Here is a 19,104-nt window from a genome sequence, read left to right on the forward strand (position 1 = left end):
TCCACGGCGCCGCACTCGCCAGAAAATCCTACTCGACGTAATGCGTCGGCACGCCCGTCGCCAGCTTCACCGTCTCCATCGAGATATAGGCCGACATGTCGAACAGCTCGACCCGGCCCACCAGCTGGCGATAGATCACGTCGTAATGCTCCACATTGGGAAGCACGAGCTTGATGATATAGTCGAAGTTCCCGGTCAGCCGATGCACCTCGACAATCTCGGGAATCGTGCTCACCGCCGCATGGAAATCCTCAAGCCACCCCGCCTCGTGCTTGCCCGTCCGCACGATGACGAAGACCGTCGTCGGCAGCCCCACTTTCCGCCGGTCCAGCACCGCCACGCTGCGGGCGATATAGCCTTCCTCGCGCAACCGCGCGATGCGCCGCGAACAGGCCGAAGCCGACAGCGCCACCGCATCGGCGATGTCGTTCACCGCCAGTTCGGCATTGGCCTGCATCAGGTCGAGGATTTTGCGGTCGCGCTCGTCAAGCATAATCCATTTCTGCATGATTTTTGATGCATGCGCAATCTCGCTGCGTCTTTGCAGCAAATAACGCCTCAGAACTGCATCCTGATTCTCCTCCAAACCCAACTTCGCATGCCGCCTGCGCGCGTCCGGCGGCACACTGCTTCCAGCAGAGGAGCATATCCATGAAGACCATCGGCCTTATCGGCGGCATGAGCTGGGAATCCACCGCCACCTATTATCGCCTCATCAACGAGGCGGTCCGCCGCCAGCGCGGCGGCCTCCACTCCGCCGAAATCGCCATGCGCTCGCTCGATTTTGTCAGTGTTGTCGAACTGCAGAAGGCCGGCCGCTGGGACGAAGCCGGCCGCCTCCTCGGCGAAGCCGGTGCCGGCCTGGCCCGTTCCGGCGCCGCCTGCGTGCTCATCTGCACCAATACCATGCACCTGGTCGCCGACCCCGTCGCCGCCATGAGCGGCGTGCCGCTCATCGACATCATCGACGAAACCGCCAGGGCCCTGCGCGCCGATGGCCGCCGCAAGCCCCTGCTGCTCGCCACCCGCTACACCATGGAACACGGCTTCTACACCGAGCGCATGGCCCGTCACGGGCTGGACGTCGTCACCCCCGACTGCGACGATCGCGGCGTGGTGCATGACGTCATCTTCAACGAGCTCTGCCAGGGCCAGGTCCGCGACGCCTCGCGCGCCCGCTATCTCGCCATCATCGAAGCCGCCCGCAGCCAGGGCATCGATTCCGTCATCCTGGGCTGCACCGAAATCTCGCTGCTGGTCGATCCGGCAGCCTTGCCCCTGCCCGGCTACGATTCCACCGCCATCCACGCCGACGCGGCGGTGCGCTTCGCTCTGGCCGACGAAATGGAGCGGGCTGCCTGATATGTGCCGCTTCCTGGCTTACACCGGGGAGCCCGTCTTCCTCGATACATTGCTGATCGAGCCGGCTTCGTCGCTGGTCAGCCAGTCCCTCGCCGCCCGCGAGGCCAAGACCCAGGTCAATGGCGACGGCTGCGGCGTAGGCTGGTATGGCGCCCGCCCCGAGCCCGGCATCTATCGCGGCACCCTGCCCGCCTGGTCCGACACCAACCTCGCCTCGCTCTGCCACCAGCTCGAGGCGCCCATGTTCCTCGCCCATGTGCGCTCGGCCACCTCGGGCGAGGTCTCGATGGCCAATTGCCATCCCTTCGTCGCCGGCCGGCACCTGTTCATGCACAACGGCCAGATCGGCGGCTATGACCGCATTCGCCGCTCCGTCGAAGCCATGATCCCCGACGATCTCTATGCCCGCCGCCGCGGCAATGGCGACAGCGAAGCCATCTTCCTCGCCGCCCTCGGCCATGGTCTCGACGCCGATCCGGTCACGGCCCTCGCCCGCACCCTCGCCGTCTGCACCCGCATGATGCACGCCAATGCGATTCCCCTGCCCTTGCGCTTCACCGCCATCCTGGCCGATGGCGAGCGCCTCATCGCCATTCGCTGGGCCAGCGACGAGCACCCGCCCTCGCTCTATTGGCGCCAGCTCGACACCGGCATCGCCATCGCCTCCGAACCCTTCGGCGACCCCGGCGACACCTGGCATCCCGTCCCGCCGGGCAGCGTCATGACCGCCGCCCGCGGCGCGGTAGCATTCAACGATTTCGCAGTCGCTTAGGATGTGCCGAGCTTCAGGTCAGGTCGAGCCGAAAGGGGCAGCTTTCGAGAACCGGAGCGGAGCGTACTCCAGTACGTGAGCACCGGAAGCGCGGAAAGCTGGTCCTTGCAGGCCGGCATCACCTGAAGATCAGCGCATCCTCAATCTTCGGGCGGAGCCGCCACCATGCCCAGCGCGCTCATATAAAGCTCCAGCAGCGCTTCCTGCTCCATGCGCTCATTGGCATCCTGCTTGCGGATGCCGACGATCTTGCGCAGGATTTTGGTGTCGAAGCCGTTGCCCTTGGCCTCGGCGTAGATTTCCTTGATGTCGGCGGCGATGGCGGCCTTTTCTTCTTCCATGCGCTCGATGCGCTCGATGAACGCCCTGAGCTGATCCTGGGCAACGCTGTCTTCGACGGCCATGGCATAGTCCTTTAAGTTTGCTGGCCCCGTTCAATCGTACCCGGGGGCATGGTTCAACCCCTTTGTCTGCCAATCCACATGGCTACGCCGCCGCATCGCCGCAATTCCGTCAAATCGCCCCTTTTGCCATTGACCAATGCGTCACCATGGGCTCAAAGAAGGCACGTTTTCTCGATGATTTCCGGCACGCTTTTGCACACCACCCGTCTCGGCATGACCCTGATCGGCGCGATGCTCGCAAGTCTCGCGTTTTTCGCCACGCCCGCTCATGCCGACCTGCGCATCTGCAACGAAACCAGCAACCTGGTCTCGGTGTCCCTCGGCTATCGCGCCGAGCGGGGCTGGATGAGCGAAGGCTGGTGGCGGACCCCGCCGGGCGATTGCCGCGTGCTCTATCAGGGCGACCTCGAAAAGCGCTTCTATTACATCTTCGCGGTGGACGATATCGGCGGCGGCGCCTGGGACGGTTCGGTCTTCATGTGCACGCGTGACGAAACCTTCACTATATTCGGGGTTGAGGATTGCCTCGCCCGCGGTTATGAGCGCACCGGCTTCTTTGAAATCGATACACAGAACCGCACCGACTGGACCCTGCAGCTCACCGAGAGCGCCGATGGCCCCGCTGTTGTCGGCCCTGATGCCAGCGAAGATCTCGAAGACCCCACATTCCTTGTCGACCCCGACGACGTCACCATCGACGTCCCGCAGGACGACATAAATACGCAAGAAACGGACACGCAATGAGACGCATGCGACGCGCGAAGATCATCGCCACCCTCGGGCCCGCCAGCCACGAAGAAAAGATGATCGAGGAACTGGCCAAGGCCGGCGCGGACGTGTTCCGCATCAATATGAGCCATGCCAGCCACGACCTGCTCAAGCAGACCGTCGAGCGCATCCGCAACGTCGAAAAGCGCCTCAACCATCCCCTCGGCGTGCTGGTCGACCTGCAGGGCCCCAAGCTGCGCGTCTGGAAGTTCGCCGATGGCGCCATCAATCTGGTGGCCGGTCAGAAGTTCACCCTCGACAGCAATGCCGACGTGCCGGGCACGGCCGATCGCGTTTACCTGCCCCATCCCGAAATCATCGAAAGCGTCTCGGTCGGCGACCGCCTGCTGCTCGACGACGGCAAGCTGGCCCTCAAGGCCACCCGCGTCGGCAATGGCGCCATCGAGACCGAGGTCATCTATGGCGGCAAGCTGAGCGACAAGAAGGGCGTCAGCCTGCCCGATACGCTGCTGCCCACCGGCGCGCTGACCGAAAAGGACCATGCCGACCTGCTCGCGGGCCTCGCCGCCGATGCCGACTGGATCGCCCTCTCCTTCGTCCAGCGCCCCGAGGACATCATCGATGTCCGCAAGATCGTGCAGGGCCGCGCTGGCGTCATGGCCAAGATCGAAAAGCCCCAGGCCATCGATCGGCTCGAAGAGATCATCAAGCTGTGCGACGCCATCATGGTCGCCCGCGGCGATCTCGGCGTCGAACTCCCGCTCGAAACCGTGCCTGGCCTGCAGAAGCGCATGATCCGCATGTCGCGCCGCTACGGCAAGCCGGTGGTCGTCGCCACCCAGATGCTGGAATCGATGATCTCCGCGCCGGTCCCCACCCGCGCCGAAGTCTCCGACGTCTCCATTGCGGTGTTCGAAGGCGCCGACGCCATCATGCTGTCGGCCGAATCCGCCTCCGGCCAGTATCCGGTCGAAGCCGTCTCCACCATGAACAAGGTGGCCGTGGCCGTCGAGGGCGACGCCAATTATCTGCGGATCATCCGCGCCGCCCAGACCGAGCCTGAAGCCACCGCCGCCGACGCCATTTCGGCCGCGACGCGCCAGGTTGCCGAAACGCTCGATCTGGCCGCCATCGTCACCTACACCGCTTCCGGCTCCACCGGCATCCGCGCCGCCCGCGAGCGGCCGAGCAAGCCCATCATCGTGCTGTCGCCCAATCAACGCACCATCCGCCGCATGTCGGTGGTCTGGGGCGTCCATTGCGTGCAGACCGAGGATGCCGTCAGCCTCGAAGACATGGTCGATCGCGCCTGCGTCATCGCCTATCAGGAAGGCTTTGCCCGCCCCGGCGACCGCATCGCCATCACCGCCGGCATTCCCCTGGGCACCCCCGGCGCCACCAATATGCTGCGCATCGCCTTCGTCCGCCAGGACGGCGCCGGCTCGAGCTGAGCCGGACGACATCGCTGAAAAAGACGGGGCCCGCGCAAGCGGGCCTTCGTTTATGCGCGAGCGTTTGCATCACGCATGACAGGGCCTATTGTGCTGGCCTCACAGCAATAGGGAGCGAGCCATGCGGGTCCAGGGTGCGTGCCATTGCGGCACCATTGCCTTCGAGGCGGATATCGATCCCGAGCGGGTCCGCATCTGCCATTGCAGCGATTGCCAGCAGCTCTCGGGCACTGTCTTCCGTGTCGTCGTGCCGTGCCCGGAAGAGCAGTTTCATCTGACCCGGGGCGAACCGAAAATCTACGTCAAGACCGCCGAAAGCGGTCGCCGGCGCCAACAGGCCTTCTGCGGCAATTGTGGCTCACCCCTTTATGCCACCGCCGACGAGCCGGCCGGCAGCCGCAAGCTCGGCCTCCGCGTCGGCGTCCTGGCACAGAGACGCGAGCTGATCCCGAAGCGACAGTTCTGGTTCGCCTCGGCGCTGTCATGGTTGCCCACCCTCCCCGGCACGACTGCTGCCGGCGATTCCTGACGCCGGGCGCAAACCGTCACGGCCCGGCAATGGCGTCGGCGAATTTGCGCAACAGCCGCACCAGATCGTCGAGATCCTGTTCCGCCCAGGTTTGGAAAATGGCGCCGCCAATGCGCTCGCGCGCCGTATCGAGCGCCTCCAGCATCTGCTTGCCCTCAGCGGTGACCACAGCCTCGCGCACCCGCCGGTCGGCCGGGCTTTCCTGGCGCTGTATCAACCCCAGCGTCTCCAGCTTGCCGACCTGGCGGCTGACGGTGGTGTAGTCCCGCCCCACGCGGTCCGCCAGGTCCACCACGCCGATCGGCCCCAGCCGGCCGATCCCCACCAGCAGCGGAAACAGCGCCCGATCTAGCCGGATTCCGGCAGTCTGAATAAGCGCCTCGTCGCGCTGCGGCCGGTTCATGACACTGACAATGTCCAGCAAGGCCCCATGCAATTGCCGCAGCTGCCCGGCAATATGTGTATTTTGCACGTTTTTACTTGACGCCACGGCTATCTCCAATTTATGTGCATTATACACATAAAGCTCTCACTGGAAAGGTCATATCATGAAAGCCGCAATCGTGCTGGGCGCCGGCCAAACCCCGGTCTATGGCGATATCGCGCAACCCGAGCCCGCACCGGGCGAAGTCCGCATCACCGTCAGCGCTGCCGCACTCAGCCCCGTCGTACGCGGCCGCGCCGCCGGATCGCATTACAGCGCCTCGGGTCAGCAATTTCCTTTTGTCGCCGGCATCGATGGCGTCGGGCAGCTCGACGACGGGCGTCGGGTCTTCTTCTTCGGCTCCCGGCCGCCCTATGGCAGCATGGCCGAACAGGCCGTGGTTGCAGTAACCCAATGCGTCGCCCTGCCCGACGGTATCGACGACACCTTTGCCGCCGCGATCGCCAATCCGGGGACCTCGTCCTGGGCCGCCTACACCTTGCGCGCCAGGCTCAAAGCCGGGGAAACCGTGCTGGTCAATGGCGCCACCGGCGCATCCGGCCGTCTCGCCGTACAGATCGCCAGGCACCTTGGCGCCGGCAAGATCATCGCCACCGGCCGCAACGCCGAAGTGCTGCAATCCCTCGGCGCCGACGAGACCGTCCTGCTGACCCAGGACCAGCCTGCGCTGCAGCACCATTTCGAGGCGATCTTTGCCAATGGCGTGGACGTCGTCGTCGACTATCTGTGGGGGCCCACCGCCGAACAACTGCTGATTGCCGGCGCGCGGGCCGGCGCCGATGGCGTGCCGATCCGCTTCGTGCAGATCGGCTCGGTTGGAGGCGCCGACATCACCCTGCCCAGCGCCGTACTGCGCTCTTCTGCCATCGAGTTGACGGGCAGCGGCCTCGGCGGCATTCCGTTCGATCGCCTGATAGCATGCGTGGACGGGCTCTTGCAGGCGGCCGGCCCGGCTGGCCTCACCATCGCCACCAAAACCCTGCCCCTGTCGCAGGTCCAACAGGCCTGGAATGAGCCAGACAATGGCCAGCGCACGGTATTCACCATGTGAAACCTACAGCATGTCTCCCGAAAGGGAGAACCCGGTTTCGGGAGACATGCAAAAACAAGGCGCTAAGCGCATGGAGCGAATCTGAAAGATCGCGACGCGCTTTAGCGCCGCTCCATCAGCGTCTTGAGTACCAGCAGGTCCGACAGCATCCATTCCTCCTCCGAGGCGAACATGTCGTCCGACACCAGAGGCTGCTGCACCGACGTATGGGTGAGGGCCGCCCCCGCGCCATTGCGGATCACCCGCACATGGGCCGCGTGGATCATCTGCGGCCCCACCTGCATGCGATAGTCGAGCACGTAATAGGGATTGGCCGGGGTGAAATGTACGATCACCGTGCCGCGCGGGCCGTCATAGGCCCAGCTATTCGGCCCCGCCGCCGGATGCGGCCGGCCGTTCTTCACCAGCGTCCAGCTGGCCAGATTGGCCGGATCGACCAGGAAATTGTAGATATCTTCGGCCGGACGGGCGATCTCCACCGTCAGCGTACGCGCCTGGAGCACAGATGCACCTCTTACTCAGCGGCGGCACATTTGCGCAATCATCCTGTGATATCAAGACCTTCCACCCTTCATACCGGCGCCGTGCTTAACGCCGCAGCGCTTCCAGCAAGCTCTTGAGCGTCAGGAAGTCGGTGGTGATCCATTCGATGGCCGAGGCGAACTCTTCCTCGCCCATGCCGGGCCGCTGGTAGAAGGTGAAGGTCAGTTCCGTCCCCTCCTCGTTGGGCGTGACGCGCATCGGTGTCCATAGCAGCTTTTCGCCCGGCACGAAGATGGCGTGGTCGAGCACGCCGAAGGCGTTGACGGGCGTGAACCGGAAATGTCTGATTCCACCGAAATTGGTCATCGCCTCCCAGTCACCATTGTCGAGCGGGCGGTAGCTGGCCCTGTCCACAGCGGCCCATTCGCCATAGTTCAGCGGATTGGCGAGGAAGCGATAGGCGGTATCGTAGGGATAGTCGATATACAGCGAGATCGTGTGCGAACGCCGCATCTGGTCCTGTCTTCCCGCAACGGCCTGACTGGAAAAACAAAAGCCCGCTTGCGCGGGCTTGAGTCAACAATCTCGATGTTAAACGGCTCAGCCCTGGCGGGCCTTGAAGCGCTTGTCCACCTTGTTGATGATGTAGACCCGGCCGCGACGGCGGACGAGCTTGTTCGCGCGGTGGCGAGTCATCAGCGCCTTCAGCGAGTTACGGACTTTCATCTGTCTATCCTCAGTCAAACAAAATGGGCGCCTGCGCGCCCGGAAACTTGGGGGCATACATATGGAAATTGCCTCGGCCTGTCAACGCGCAACGGCAGGTGAAATTACCTCCGCGCTGCGCTTTCCCCCAGCCGCATGCCGGCCCGCCGGTTAACACCCCGTATCGAAAGCTAAGCTATTGTCTACACTGTCGATCCGAGCGTTTCGCGCATAACGGGAACTGCCATGGCCAACGAGGAAATCACCAAGCGCGGTGTGCTGATTGCCGATCACAGCCAGAACATGGCTTCGCTCGTCGCCGTGATGCTGCGCAATCTGGGCCGCAAGGATATCCGCGAGGCCTATGACGCCAACAGGGCCATGAGCGAGCTTAAGCGCCGCGTCTTCGACGTCCTCATCATCAACGATGACCTCGACGGCATGGATGGCGTGGCCTTCACCCGCAAGCTCCGCACCGCCGCCGACTGCCAGAACCGCTACGTGCCCATCATCATGATGAGCGCCGCCCCCGATGCCAGGCGCATTGCCGAAGCCCGCGATGCCGGCGTCACCGAATTCCTGCGCAAGCCCTTCGCCGCCAACCACCTGCAGGCCCGCCTCACCAGCATCGAGGCCCATCCCCGCGGCTTCATCGAGGCCGCCGAGTATAACGGCCCCGACCGACGCCGCCGCAAGGTGGATGTCGGGGACGGCCGGCGGGAGACGGATAAGGCGAGCTAGGGCACGCCTCCCGGCCTCCCCATGAGAGGGGCGTGTTTACCGTGGACCTGCTGGAAGCCATCGGTTCGATCGCCTCCCTCCCCCTTGAGGGGAGGGATCGAGGGTGGGGGTGTCGATACCTCCACGATCCCGATGCCGGATGAAGCCTCGACACCCCACCCCCCAGCTTTGCCAAGGCCCTGCGGGCCAGGCTACGCTACCCCTCCCCTCAGGGAGGAGGGTGGCGATGAACACCGGCATCGCTGCATTCGGCGCCATTCTCAAACGGCAAGGCCCGCCAAAGCGGGCCTTTCCATTTCCTGGGCTACTCCCCCAGCACCGCCTCGTCCGGCACATCGATTTCCCGCCAGCGGTGGCAGGCCACCAGCCGGCCATTCTCGATCATTTCCAGCGGCGGCCGCGTTTCGGCGCAGAATGGCTTGGCAAACCGGCACCTTGTGCGGAAGGTGCAGCCCGAGGGCGGATTGATCGGCGAGGGAATCTCCCCCTTGAGCGCATCGATATTGCGCTGTCGCGCCAGTTTCGGGTCGGGAATCGGCACCGCCGTCAGCAGCGCCCGCGTATAGGGATGCTTGGGATCGTCATAGATCTCGTCGCCCGTCGCCAGCTCGACGATGCGCCCCAGATAGAGCACCAGGATGCGGTCCGACACATGCCGCACCACGCTCAGGTTGTGCGAGATGAAAATCAGCGTCAGCCCGAATTCATCCTTGAGCTCGGCCAGCAGGTTCAGGATTTGCGCCTGGATCGACACGTCGAGCGCCGAGACCGGCTCGTCGCAGACGATCAGCTTGGGCTCGGTGATCAGCGCCCGGGCAATGCCGATGCGCTGCGCCTGCCCACCCGAAAATTCGTGCGGATAGCGGTTGATCATTTCGGGCAGCAGCCCCACCGCTTCCATGATCTTGAGCACGCGGGCGCGCCGCTCTTCCTTGTTCATTTCCGGCCGCAGGGTGCGCAGCGGGTCGGCGATGATCTCGCCCACCGTCATGCGTGGATTGAGCGAGGCCAGTGGGTCCTGGAAAATGATCTGCAGATCCGCCCGGCGCTGGCGCATTTCCTCTGCCGGCAGCCGCGTCAAATCCTGACCCAGCCACAGCACCTGTCCCTCGTCGGGCGAGAGCAGTTGCAGGATGCAGCGGCCCAAAGTGGACTTGCCGCAGCCGCTTTCGCCCACAATGCCCAGCGTCTCGCCCTGGCGGATATTGAAGTTGATGTTCTCCAGCGCCGTCAGCGTCAGCCGCCGGCTGAACAGGCCACCCGAAAGCGAAAAGGTCTTCTTGAGATCCTTGATTTCGAGCAGGTTGATCGGGGTCTGGTCCATCAGGCGACCTTTCCATAGGCCATCGGGCCTTCATAGAAACAGGCCTTTTCGCGGCCATTGCCGGTCTCGGTCAACGGCGGCCTTTCGGCCAGGCACCGATCGAAGGCGAAGGCGCAGCGCGGGTTGAACGAGCAGCCCCTGGGCAGGTGTTCGAGACTCGGCGGCAGCCCCTGGATGGGGTCGAGCCGGGCGGTGCGATGGGCGATATGCGGCGTCGAATGCAGGAGGCCCAGCGTATAGGGATGGCGCGGATCGTAGAACAGGTCGTCGACTCCCCCCTTCTCCACCGCGCGTCCGCCATACATCACCATCATGCGGTCGGCGACACCAGCCACCACGCCCAGATCGTGGGTAATCAGCACCAGCGAGGTGCCAAAATCCTCGGTCAGCGTCTTGAACAGGTCGAGCATCTGCGCCTGCACGGTCACGTCCAGCGCCGTCGTCGGTTCGTCCGCGATCAGTATCTTGGGCTGGCACAGCAAGGCCATGGCGATCATCACGCGCTGCCGCATGCCGCCCGACAATTCATGCGGATAGGCATTGGCGCGCTTGACCGGTTCGGGAATACCGACCCGCTCCAGCATTTCCACCGCTGCCATCGTCGCCTTCTGCTTGTCGAAGCCGCGATGCTTGACCAGCACTTCGGCCAGCTGCGTACGCACCTTCAGCGTCGGATTGAGGCTGGTCATCGGGTCCTGGAAAATCATCGCGATATCCTTGCCGCGATGCAGATCCAGGCGCCTCGGCTCCATGCCGATCAGGTTGATGTCGCCCATCATGGCCCGGCCGCCAGCCCGCCCATTCTTGGCCAATAGGCCCATGATGGCCAGGAACGCCTGGCTCTTGCCCGAGCCCGATTCACCCACCACGGCCAGCGTCTCGCCCTCGGCGAGCGAGAAGTTCATGTCGCGCACGGCATGCACTTCGCTCTGGTGCAGTTCGAACGTGACCGACATGTCTTCGACTTTGAGGACTTCTTTCATCTTAGCGATCCTTGGGGTCGAGAGCGTCGCGCAACCCGTCGCCGATATAGGTGAGGCACAGCAGCAGGCTCACCAGCACCACGGCGGGTCCGATCAGCATCCAGGGCAGCGTCTCGGCCACGGGCGAACCGAAGCTGATCAGCGTGCCGAGCGACGTCTGCGGCTCCTGTACGCCCAGGCCCAGATAGGAGAGGAAGCTCTCGGTCAGAATGATTTCCGGAATGGTCAGCGTGGCGTAGATCACCACGGGTCCCGTGAGATTGGGCACGATGTGCCGGAAGATGATGGTCCACGGCTTGGCGCCGCCGGCCTTGGCCGCCTCGACGAATTCGCGCTCCTTGATGGACAGCGTCTGCCCGCGCACGATACGCGCCATGGTCAGCCATTCCAGGCACCCGATACCCACGAAGAGCAGCACCGGATTGCGCCCGAAGATCACCACCAGGATGATCACGAACAGGATATAGGGCAGCGCATACATGATATCGACGAAGCGCATCATCACCGCATCGACCTTGCCGCCGAAATAGCCGGCAATGGCGCCGTAGCACACCCCGATGAACACCGAGACCAGCGTCGCCACGCCGGCCACGATCAGGCTCATCTGGGTGCCCTGCATGATGCGGGCCAGCATGTCGCGCCCATTCTGGTCGGTGCCCACGAAGTGCCCGGCCTCGAAATTGGGCGGCTTGCGGATATTGCTCCAGTCGATCTTGTCATAGGTCCAGGGCAGCAGATACGGCCCCGCAAACGCAAACAGCACGATGAAGATCACGACGCCGATGGACACCACGGCCGCCTTGTTGCGCACCAGGCGCCGCATGGCGTCTTGGCTCAGCGAGCGGCCCTTGGGCGCATCGAGGGTTTCGAGCCTGCGCGCATACTCGGTGAGCACCGCGTCCTTGCCAGTAATGCCGGCCATCAGCGGTACCTCACCTTCGGGTCGAGCCAGGCATAGAGGATGTCGACCAGCAGGTTCACCGCCAGGATGATGAACATGTACAAAATGGTCGTCCCCAGCACGAGGCCATAGTCACGGTTGAGCGCGGCGCCGATGAAATACTTGCCGATCCCCGGCAGCGCGAACACCTGCTCCACCACCAGCGAGCCGGTCAGCAGATAGCTCAGCCCCGGCCCGAGATAGCTCACCACCGGCAGCAGGGCCGGCTTGATGGCATGCCGCGCCAGGATCAGTCGCTGGCCGAGCCCCTTGGACTTGGCCGTGCGCACATAATTGGTGCCCAGCACTTCGATCATCGAGCCGCGCATCAGCCGCGCCGTGCGCCCGGCATGGGGCAGCACCAGCACCGTGACCGGTAGCACCAGATGGGCAATCGATCCGTTCCGCCAGCCGCCGGCCGGGAACCAGTCGAGATAGACGCCGAACACCAGCTGCATCAGCGCAGCCATCAGGAAATTGGGCACCACCAGGCCGATCATCACCAGGAAGACCAGCATATAATCCGGCCACTTGTTCTGGTTGACGGCCGACAAGGCGCCGGCCACGAGGCCGACAACCGTCCCGATGATGAAGGCGGAAAAACCCAGCATCAGCGTAAAGGGCAGGCCGATCCAGATCATCTCGGCCACGGTGAAGTCGTTATAGACCATCGAGGGGCCGAAATCGCCCTGCAGCAGCCGTCCGACATAGATGAAATATTGCTGGATCAGCGGCAGGTCGAGATTGTAGTGCGCCCGCAGGTTGGCCAGCGTCACGGGAGGCAGCGCGCGTTCCCCGTCGAAGGGACCGCCAGGCGCCAGCCGCAGAATGAAGAAACAGGCAGTAACGGCAATCAGCGCTATCGGAATCGCCGACAGCACACGCCGCGTCACATATCCAAACATGGATTCGGACCTTTCACATCCACGCCATCGGCCGCTCGCGCGCCGTCAGGTGGATAAAATACGGCGCCGCCCCTCCCAAGGGGCGACGCCGCCGGTTCTAGGCGATTACTCGGACTTGGACAGCCAGCGCGTACGGTGAATATCCGACGCATTGCTGACGAAGCCAGTAACCTTCGGGCTAACCACGTTCTGGGCGATGTACCAGTAGATCGGGAAAGCGGCGGTTTCATCCATCGCGATCGTCTCGGCCTGGCCGAGCAGCTTGGCGCGGGCGGCCAGGTCCTGCTCGGTGGTGGCCTGGTCCATCAGCGCGTCGAACTCTTCGTTCGAGTAGCGGCCATAGTTGTTGCCCCAGTTCATCGCGCCGTCCTGCATGATGCCGGTGCGCAGCAGGTCGAGCGTGTTGGACGGGTCCGAATAGTCCAGCAGCCAGCCGGCACGACCGATATCGAAGTCACCGGCGCGCAGGGCGTCGTAGTGAACGGCGGTTTCGGAGTTGAACAGCTCGGTCTTCACACCGATCTGCTCCCACATGGACGCGATCGCCACGGCGATGCGCTGGTGGTTGTCATTGGTGTTGTACTTGAGCTGCACGGCCAGCGGAGAAGCCGAGGTATAGCCCAGGCCTTCCATGATGCCCTTGGCTTCCGCCACGCGCTCTTCATAGGAGAGGTCGATCCATTCGGGCTGGTAGGGCTCGACGCCTTCATAGTTGGCGGTACCTTCCGGCACCCAGCCATAGGCCGGCAGTTCGCCGGTGCCCAGAACGTCCGGACCGATCACGTCGCGATTGATGGCCATGGACAGGGCCTTGCGCACGTCGGCATTGTCGAACGGCGCCTTCTCCTGGTTGATCACGTAGTAGTAGATGCCCAGGAACGGGGCGAAATAGTCCTGGCCCGGCAGGTTTTCCTTGATCCAGTCAGCCTGGTCCGACGGAATGTCGGTCAGGATGTCGTATTCACCGGCGCGGTAGCGCGACAGGGCGGCGGCCAGGTCGTCCTGCACGAAGTAGTTCACTTCGTCGATCTGGACATTGGCGGCATCCCAGTAGGTCTCGGACTTGACCGACTTGATGTAGCTGCCCGGCACCCACTCGGTGGGGGTGTAGGGGCCGTTCGAAACGATATTCTCGACCTTGGTCCAGTCCGAACCGACCTTGTCGATCACGTGCTTGGGCACGGGATAGGCGGTATAGTGGGTCAGGGCCTGCAGGAAGAACGGGGTCGGGCCTTCAAGCGTGATTTCGACGGTCTTGTCGTCGAGCGCCTTGACGCCGAGCTGGCTGAAGTCGGTCACGGTGCCTTCGGCGATTTCCGAACCGTTGACGATCGGAAACTGCAGATAGGCATAGTCCGAAGCGGTCTTGGGATCGAACAGGCGCTGGAAGGCGAACACGAAGTCATTGGCGGTCACCGGAACGCCGTCCGACCACTGGATGCCGTCACGCAGCTTGAACGTATAGACCAGGCCGTCATCGGAAATGGTGTAGCTCTCGGCCTGGCCGGGAACGGCCTCGGCGTTGGCGTCTTCCGTCATCAGCCCTTCGATATAGTCGCCGATGATGCGGTTTTCCCAGTCGCCCGACGCCTGATGCGGGTCGATCGAACCGGGCTCCGAGCCGTTCATCATGTTGAGCGTTACGGCCGATGCGGTGCTGCTCATGAGCAGCGCCATGACGCCGGCGGTCGCTACCGCGGTCAGGGTTTGCGTGATTTTCATTCTCGTCCCATCTCCTTGTGGAATTCCCGAAATCGTTTTGTCCCGCAGTCGTAGCGCTGCGGAGTTCAAAGCACTTGCGGCCGGAGGTTTTACCCCCCGGTCAAGATTGCTGGACGGTATTACGCAATTTCGTCCACTGACAAGCAAAACATTGACCTAAGCGTCAAGGCTGGCCAAATTATTAACACACTGTGCACACCGAAAAACCCGCAATGGCTTTCCACCGTTCACGATGCCGGGAACAATTCGCTTTCGCCTGCGCCCTGGCGCATGGAATGGCGATCCATAGGCGCTATGGCCTGGCCGAGCTGTGGCGCACGATCACGCCCGGTTTGTGAACTGGTCCAGGTCGCCGATCGCCAGCACTTCGAGGGTCGGGTTGGCCTGGCCGGCCTTCTCCCGTGCTTTGCACAGCTTGTGTAGTTGCAGCACGACATTGAAGTCGGCTGGAACGATGCAACCATCGCTGCCCCGCTTGCCCCTGCCATGGATGGCCATGCCGGCGCGGCCATGCATGTTGGTGCCAGGCGCAGGAACGAGGCGGATCCAGTTCTGGCGACTTTCATGGGTGCGCAGGCTGTAAAAACCCAGTGGCAAAGCCCCGCCCGGCGTAGCGGAACTGAGCTTGACCCCGGTCCCGAACGGATTGTTGGCCAGCGTCGTATTGACAGCGCCCGGCGTCTTGGATCCGGCCCGTCCTCCCGATCCCGCTCTGGCGTCGATGAAGGTGCCGTCGATTGAACCGGTAAGATGTCCCTCGACAATATTGTAGACCAAGTCGGCTAACGCAGTCATGGCGAGCCTCAATGTCGAACAATTTGCCCAAGCCTAGCAACGGCCGCTGGTCTTGTCTATTGCGGCATCACCTGCTGCGCCCCATAGATTGCAACAGCCACCAGGACGAGGCCCAACCACGGCACCCAGCCCGGCAGCGGGCCGCGCGGCTTCTTCACCGGCGGCTCCGGTTTCTTTTCCGGACGGCGGAACTTGACGACATTCTCGGTCATGCGGCGCTTTCGACAATGGCCGCGACACCCATGCCGCCAGCCGTACAGACGCTCAGCAAAGCGCGTTTTCCCGGGTTAGTCGAGAGCATCTTGGCGGTCAGCCCCAGGATGCGAGCGCCGGTCGCGGCGAAGGGATGCCCATAGGCCAGGCTCGATCCCTTGACGTTGATCTTTGCCGGATCGACCGGACCCAGCACACTGTCGCGCCCCAGCACGGTCCGGCAGTAGTCCGGGTCTTCCCAGGCCTTGAGCGTACACAGAACCTGCGCCGCAAACGCCTCATGCAGCTCGAAAAAGTCGATATCGGCAAAGCTCAGCTTGTGCCGCGCCAGCAGTTCGCTGACCGCGATGGTGGGCGCCATCAGCAGCCCCTCGCCATGGGCAAAGTCATTGCCCGCCACCCGGCCGGTCGTGAGATACGCCAGCACCGGCAGGCCGCGCGCCTTGGCCCATTCCTCGCTCGCCAGCAGCACCGAGGAGGCCCCGTCGGTCAGCGGCGTCGAATTGCCCGCCGTCAACGTGCCATGGCCCGAATTCTTGTCGAAAGCCGGCTTGAGAGTCGCCATTTTCTCGATATTGGCATCGGCCCGCACATTGTTGTCCCGCACCAGCCCTGCGCATTGCACGAGCAGGTCGTCGTGGAAGCCCTCATCATAGGCCTTGGCCGCATTGCGATGGCTGGCCACCGCAAGCGCGTCCTGCGCCTCCCGTGTAATGCCCCATTCGCGCGCCATCAGTTCGCAATGCTGGCCCATCGACATGCCGGTGCGCGGCTCGTTGACCGAAGGCGCTACCGGTGTCAGCTCGCCAAACGAAAATCCCTTGAACGCCTTGAACTTCTCCCCGCCGCTGCGCGCCTTGTTCACGTCGAGCAGCCGATGCTGGAATTTGTTGCCGAAAACGATCGGGCTGTCGCTCACCGTATCGGAGCCGGCGGCAATGCCGCTGTCGATCTCGCCCGCGGCGATCTTGGCCGCCAGCACCAGCGCCGCCTGCAGGCTCGTGCCACAGGCGATCTGCATCGTCGTCCCCGGCGTGCGCGGCGACAGGCCGGCATCCAGCGTCGCCTCGCGGGCGATATTGAAGTCGCGCGAGTGGTTGATGACAGCCCCGGCTATCACCTCATCCACCTTCTCGCCCTTGAGCCCGTATTTGTCGGCCAGCCCCGCCAGCACCGTACCCAGCATCGAGAGATTGGTTTCCGCCACATAGGCGGTATTGCCCCGCGCAAACGGAATGCGCGCCGATCCGACAATGGCGACTTTCCGAAGTTCAGTCATTCTTTCCGTCTCCCGTCAGCACTCGGTTCTTCGGCCCTATCGCCTCCCTCCCCCTTGAGGGGAGGGATTGAGGGAGGGGGTCCTTCAGTGGTCCGCTACACCACCCCCTCCCCGGCCATCCCCTCAAGGGGGAGGCGGCGCTAACTTCGAGCACAACCGCCATCACGCTTTCCCATCCTTGCGCGCCTTCATCGGCCCGCCCAGGAACGGCGCAAAGCCCGTCCCCATGATCACCCCGATATCGGCCAGCCCGTCATTGGCGACGACGCCTTCGGCCACCACCACTTCGGTCATGTCGACCAGCGGCTTGACCAGTTCACGCCCCAGCCCGGCCAGGTCGCCATGAACAGGCACCGGGCCCTTCTGCGCCTTGCCGTCGACCCACTTGTAGAAGCCCTCGCCGGTCTTGCGGCCCAGCTTGCCTGCCTTGACCAGCGTGTCGAACCTCGAACCATCGGGAACGGCATGGCCCAGCTCGGTCGCCACCGACTTGCCGACATCGAGTCCCACCGTGTCCATCAGTTCGATCGGCCCCATCGGCATGCCGAAGGCCACCGCGGCTGCGTCGAGCAATTCCTTGCTCTCCCCGGCCTCCACCCGCTGCACAGCGCCCAGCATGTAGGGCATCAGCACCCGGTTGACGAGGAAGCCCGGCGCCGACTTGACCACCACCGGCGACTTGCCGATGGCCAGCGCGAAAGCCGCGCCCTTGCCGATTTCCGCGTCGGTATTGAAGGTCGAGCGGATCACCTCCACCAGCGGCAATTGCGCCACCGGGTTGAAGAAATGCAGCCCGATCAGCCGCTCCGGCGCCTTCAGCTTTTCGGCAATCCGCTCCAGCTCGATGGACGATGTGTTGGTGGCCAGGATCGCGCCGGCCTTGAGCCTGTCTTCCAGCCCGCCGAAGATGGCCTGCTTGACCTCCAGCTTTTCCACCACCGCCTCGATGATCACATCGGCCCGGCTCACGCCCTTCCCCGTCGGATCGGCTTCCAGCCGCAGCACCGCGGCATCGACCTCGTGCTTTTTCTTCAGCCGCTTCCTGAACAGCTTCTTGCCGCGATCCAGCGCCGGCTGGATGCGGTCCATGTCGAGATCCTGCAGCGTCACGCTCATGCCGCGCAAGGCACACCAGGCCGCGATATCCCCGCCCATCACCCCGGCCCCAATCACATGCACCCGCGCGAATTTAGCGCCCTTGGTGCCCTGCTTCTTCAGCGCCTCGGAGGCGAAGAACACCCGCCGCAGGTTGGTCGCCGTATCGCTGCCCATCAGCGGCACGAAGGCGTCGATCTCGCCACGGATCATCGCCTGCCAGTCATTGCCGTGCTTTTCGAACAGGTCGATCAGCGCGAAGGGCGCCGGATAGTGCTCGGGCCTCGCCTTCTTGCCCGCCTGGTCGCGCATCTTGCCGACCACATAGCTGCGCAGCGGTCCCATCGCCATGACGCGCTTGGCAAAGCCCGCTTCGCTCGATGTCCGCTTGCCCAGCACCGCCTTGCGCGCTTCCCAGCGCAGCATGTCGCGATGGCGCACCAGCTTGTCGACCAGGTTCATCCCCCGCGCCGCGCCCGCCTTGAGCATGCGGCCCGTCAGCATGATCCCCATCGCATCGACCGGCCCTGCCTGGCGGATCGAGCGGCCCGTGCCGCCAAACCCGGGGAAGATGCCCAGGTTCACTTCGGGAAAGCCGATACGGGTCTTGTCGTCATTGACCGCCACGCGATAGTGGCAGGCCAGCGCCAGTTCCAGTCCACCGCCGAGGCAAAAGCCGTGAATGCCGGCCACGACCGGTATTTTCAGCGCCTCGATCCGCGCGAACAGCGCATGCGTGCGCCTGAGCGCCTCCGGCAGCACCGAAAAATCGCTCATCGCATCGAATTCGGACACATCGGCCCCGGCGATGAAGCCGCTATCCTTGCCGCTCAGCAGGATCACGCCCACCAGTTCCTCGGTCTGCGCCAGCTCCTCGAACCGCTCCACCAGCTGTTCGAGCTCCATGATGGCTTCGCGGCTCAGCGTATTGACCGGCGCACCAGGCGTATCGATGGTGAGCCAGCCCAGATTCTCCACATCGCGGTGGAAACGCCAATTCCTGGTCTCGGGCATCTGCGGCTGGATCATTGCAACTCCTCGAAATCTCGGGCTCTTGTCCTCCCCTCCCCCTTGAGGGGAGGGGCCGGGGGTGGGGTCCATCAGTGGTTCCACTGCACCACCCCCTCCCTCAATCCCTCCCCTCAGAGGGGGAGGGAGGCGCAGGCTGGGCCTGCC

At 63.8% G+C, this 19,104-nt stretch carries 22 protein-coding genes; 7 read left to right on the forward strand and 15 right to left on the reverse strand.

Annotation, left to right across the window (positions count from 1 at the left end; genetic code table 11):
- Nucleotides 1-28: 28 nt before the first annotated feature.
- Nucleotides 29-493: an Lrp/AsnC family transcriptional regulator gene (locus ASD80_RS17400; RefSeq protein ID WP_056235888.1), complete on the reverse strand. Its 465-nt coding sequence runs from the start codon at nucleotides 491-493 to the stop codon at nucleotides 29-31.
- A gap of 158 nt (nucleotides 494-651) precedes the next feature.
- Between ASD80_RS17400 and ASD80_RS17405 the strand changes: the two genes are divergently transcribed.
- Together ASD80_RS17405 and ASD80_RS17410 are read left to right on the forward strand one after the other, a co-directional pair.
- A complete protein-coding gene (locus ASD80_RS17405; RefSeq protein WP_056235757.1) occupies nucleotides 652-1,362 on the forward strand; it encodes an aspartate/glutamate racemase family protein in 711 nt (236 codons plus the stop codon).
- Between the two features lies 1 nt (nucleotide 1,363).
- Nucleotides 1,364-2,134 (forward strand): class II glutamine amidotransferase, encoded by a 771-nt coding sequence (locus tag ASD80_RS17410; protein WP_056235760.1) that lies wholly within the window; start codon nucleotides 1,364-1,366, stop codon nucleotides 2,132-2,134.
- Nucleotides 2,135-2,274: 140 nt separating this feature from the next.
- Here the strand turns inward: ASD80_RS17410 and ASD80_RS17415 are convergent, their stop codons facing one another.
- Complete coding sequence (locus ASD80_RS17415) at nucleotides 2,275-2,538, reverse strand: DUF2312 domain-containing protein (protein ID WP_056235764.1); 264 nt, start codon at nucleotides 2,536-2,538, stop codon at nucleotides 2,275-2,277.
- Between the two features lie 231 nt (nucleotides 2,539-2,769).
- On the opposite strand from ASD80_RS17415, the gene ASD80_RS17420 reads away from it, so the two are divergent.
- The 3 genes from ASD80_RS17420 to ASD80_RS17430 all read left to right on the forward strand — a co-directional run bounded on the left by ASD80_RS17420 (nucleotide 2,770) and on the right by ASD80_RS17430 (nucleotide 5,247).
- Nucleotides 2,770-3,282 (forward strand): DUF1036 domain-containing protein, encoded by a 513-nt coding sequence (locus ASD80_RS17420; protein ID WP_082555409.1) that lies wholly within the window; start codon nucleotides 2,770-2,772, stop codon nucleotides 3,280-3,282.
- Nucleotides 3,279-4,718 (forward strand): pyruvate kinase, encoded by a 1,440-nt coding sequence (gene pyk / locus ASD80_RS17425; RefSeq protein WP_056235766.1) that lies wholly within the window; start codon nucleotides 3,279-3,281, stop codon nucleotides 4,716-4,718. The genes ASD80_RS17420 and pyk overlap by 4 nt, the downstream gene beginning before the upstream one ends.
- Before the next feature lie 121 nt (nucleotides 4,719-4,839).
- Nucleotides 4,840-5,247 (forward strand): GFA family protein, encoded by a 408-nt coding sequence (locus tag ASD80_RS17430; RefSeq protein ID WP_056235770.1) that lies wholly within the window; start codon nucleotides 4,840-4,842, stop codon nucleotides 5,245-5,247.
- A gap of 16 nt (nucleotides 5,248-5,263) precedes the next feature.
- Here the strand turns inward: ASD80_RS17430 and ASD80_RS17435 are convergent, their stop codons facing one another.
- Nucleotides 5,264-5,737 (reverse strand): MarR family winged helix-turn-helix transcriptional regulator, encoded by a 474-nt coding sequence (locus ASD80_RS17435; protein ID WP_056235892.1) that lies wholly within the window; start codon nucleotides 5,735-5,737, stop codon nucleotides 5,264-5,266.
- 58 nt (nucleotides 5,738-5,795) lie between these two features.
- On the opposite strand from ASD80_RS17435, the gene ASD80_RS17440 reads away from it, so the two are divergent.
- Nucleotides 5,796-6,743 (forward strand): quinone oxidoreductase family protein, encoded by a 948-nt coding sequence (locus ASD80_RS17440; RefSeq protein ID WP_056235773.1) that lies wholly within the window; start codon nucleotides 5,796-5,798, stop codon nucleotides 6,741-6,743.
- Nucleotides 6,744-6,844: 101 nt separating this feature from the next.
- Here ASD80_RS17440 and ASD80_RS17445 read toward each other — a convergent pair whose 3' ends face one another.
- The 3 genes from ASD80_RS17445 to ykgO form a co-directional block, all read right to left on the reverse strand.
- Nucleotides 6,845-7,246: an SRPBCC family protein gene (locus ASD80_RS17445; protein ID WP_056235776.1), complete on the reverse strand. Its 402-nt coding sequence runs from the start codon at nucleotides 7,244-7,246 to the stop codon at nucleotides 6,845-6,847.
- A gap of 85 nt (nucleotides 7,247-7,331) precedes the next feature.
- The gene (locus ASD80_RS17450; RefSeq protein WP_056235778.1) at nucleotides 7,332-7,739 is read right to left on the reverse strand and encodes a hypothetical protein; all 408 of its coding nucleotides are present in this window, start codon (nucleotides 7,737-7,739) and stop codon (nucleotides 7,332-7,334) included.
- Between the two features lie 87 nt (nucleotides 7,740-7,826).
- On the reverse strand, nucleotides 7,827-7,952 hold the full coding sequence (gene ykgO, locus ASD80_RS17455) for a type B 50S ribosomal protein L36 (RefSeq protein WP_046139985.1): 126 nt from the start codon (nucleotides 7,950-7,952) through the stop codon (nucleotides 7,827-7,829).
- Nucleotides 7,953-8,177: 225 nt separating this feature from the next.
- Here ykgO and ASD80_RS17460 point away from each other — a divergent pair, with 225 nt between their 5' ends.
- Nucleotides 8,178-8,672: a response regulator gene (locus ASD80_RS17460; protein ID WP_056235781.1), complete on the forward strand. Its 495-nt coding sequence runs from the start codon at nucleotides 8,178-8,180 to the stop codon at nucleotides 8,670-8,672.
- Nucleotides 8,673-8,976: 304 nt separating this feature from the next.
- Here ASD80_RS17460 and ASD80_RS17465 read toward each other — a convergent pair whose 3' ends face one another.
- The 9 genes from ASD80_RS17465 to ASD80_RS17500 form a co-directional block, all read right to left on the reverse strand.
- Nucleotides 8,977-9,996 carry an ABC transporter ATP-binding protein gene (locus ASD80_RS17465; protein WP_056235784.1) on the reverse strand — a complete coding sequence of 340 codons (1,020 nt, stop codon included), beginning with the start codon at nucleotides 9,994-9,996 and terminating at the stop codon, nucleotides 8,977-8,979.
- Entirely contained in the window at nucleotides 9,996-10,979 is a 984-nt protein-coding gene (locus ASD80_RS17470; protein ID WP_056235785.1) for an ABC transporter ATP-binding protein, read from the reverse strand. The genes ASD80_RS17465 and ASD80_RS17470 overlap by 1 nt, the downstream gene beginning before the upstream one ends.
- A 1-nt stretch (nucleotide 10,980) precedes the next feature.
- Nucleotides 10,981-11,901, reverse strand: a complete 921-nt coding sequence (locus ASD80_RS17475) for an ABC transporter permease (protein WP_056235788.1) — start codon at nucleotides 11,899-11,901, stop codon at nucleotides 10,981-10,983.
- Entirely contained in the window at nucleotides 11,901-12,824 is a 924-nt protein-coding gene (locus tag ASD80_RS17480) for an ABC transporter permease subunit (protein WP_056235791.1), read from the reverse strand. Before ASD80_RS17480 ends, ASD80_RS17475 begins: the two co-directional genes overlap by 1 nt.
- A gap of 105 nt (nucleotides 12,825-12,929) precedes the next feature.
- Nucleotides 12,930-14,546, reverse strand: coding sequence for a peptide ABC transporter substrate-binding protein (locus ASD80_RS17485; RefSeq protein WP_056235793.1), 1,617 nt, complete (start codon nucleotides 14,544-14,546; stop codon nucleotides 12,930-12,932).
- Between the two features lie 321 nt (nucleotides 14,547-14,867).
- Complete coding sequence (locus tag ASD80_RS17490; protein WP_156460533.1) at nucleotides 14,868-15,341, reverse strand: hypothetical protein; 474 nt, start codon at nucleotides 15,339-15,341, stop codon at nucleotides 14,868-14,870.
- A gap of 56 nt (nucleotides 15,342-15,397) precedes the next feature.
- On the reverse strand, nucleotides 15,398-15,553 hold the full coding sequence (locus ASD80_RS18880) for a hypothetical protein (RefSeq protein WP_156460534.1): 156 nt from the start codon (nucleotides 15,551-15,553) through the stop codon (nucleotides 15,398-15,400).
- Nucleotides 15,550-16,833 carry an acetyl-CoA C-acetyltransferase gene (locus tag ASD80_RS17495; protein WP_056235799.1) on the reverse strand — a complete coding sequence of 428 codons (1,284 nt, stop codon included), beginning with the start codon at nucleotides 16,831-16,833 and terminating at the stop codon, nucleotides 15,550-15,552. The genes ASD80_RS18880 and ASD80_RS17495 overlap by 4 nt, the downstream gene beginning before the upstream one ends.
- A 162-nt stretch (nucleotides 16,834-16,995) precedes the next feature.
- Nucleotides 16,996-18,957, reverse strand: a complete 1,962-nt coding sequence (locus tag ASD80_RS17500; protein WP_056235801.1) for a 3-hydroxyacyl-CoA dehydrogenase NAD-binding domain-containing protein — start codon at nucleotides 18,955-18,957, stop codon at nucleotides 16,996-16,998.
- Nucleotides 18,958-19,104 lie beyond the last annotated feature (147 nt).

Source organism: Devosia sp. Root635 (assembly GCF_001427605.1).
Classification (GTDB): domain Bacteria; phylum Pseudomonadota; class Alphaproteobacteria; order Rhizobiales; family Devosiaceae; genus Devosia.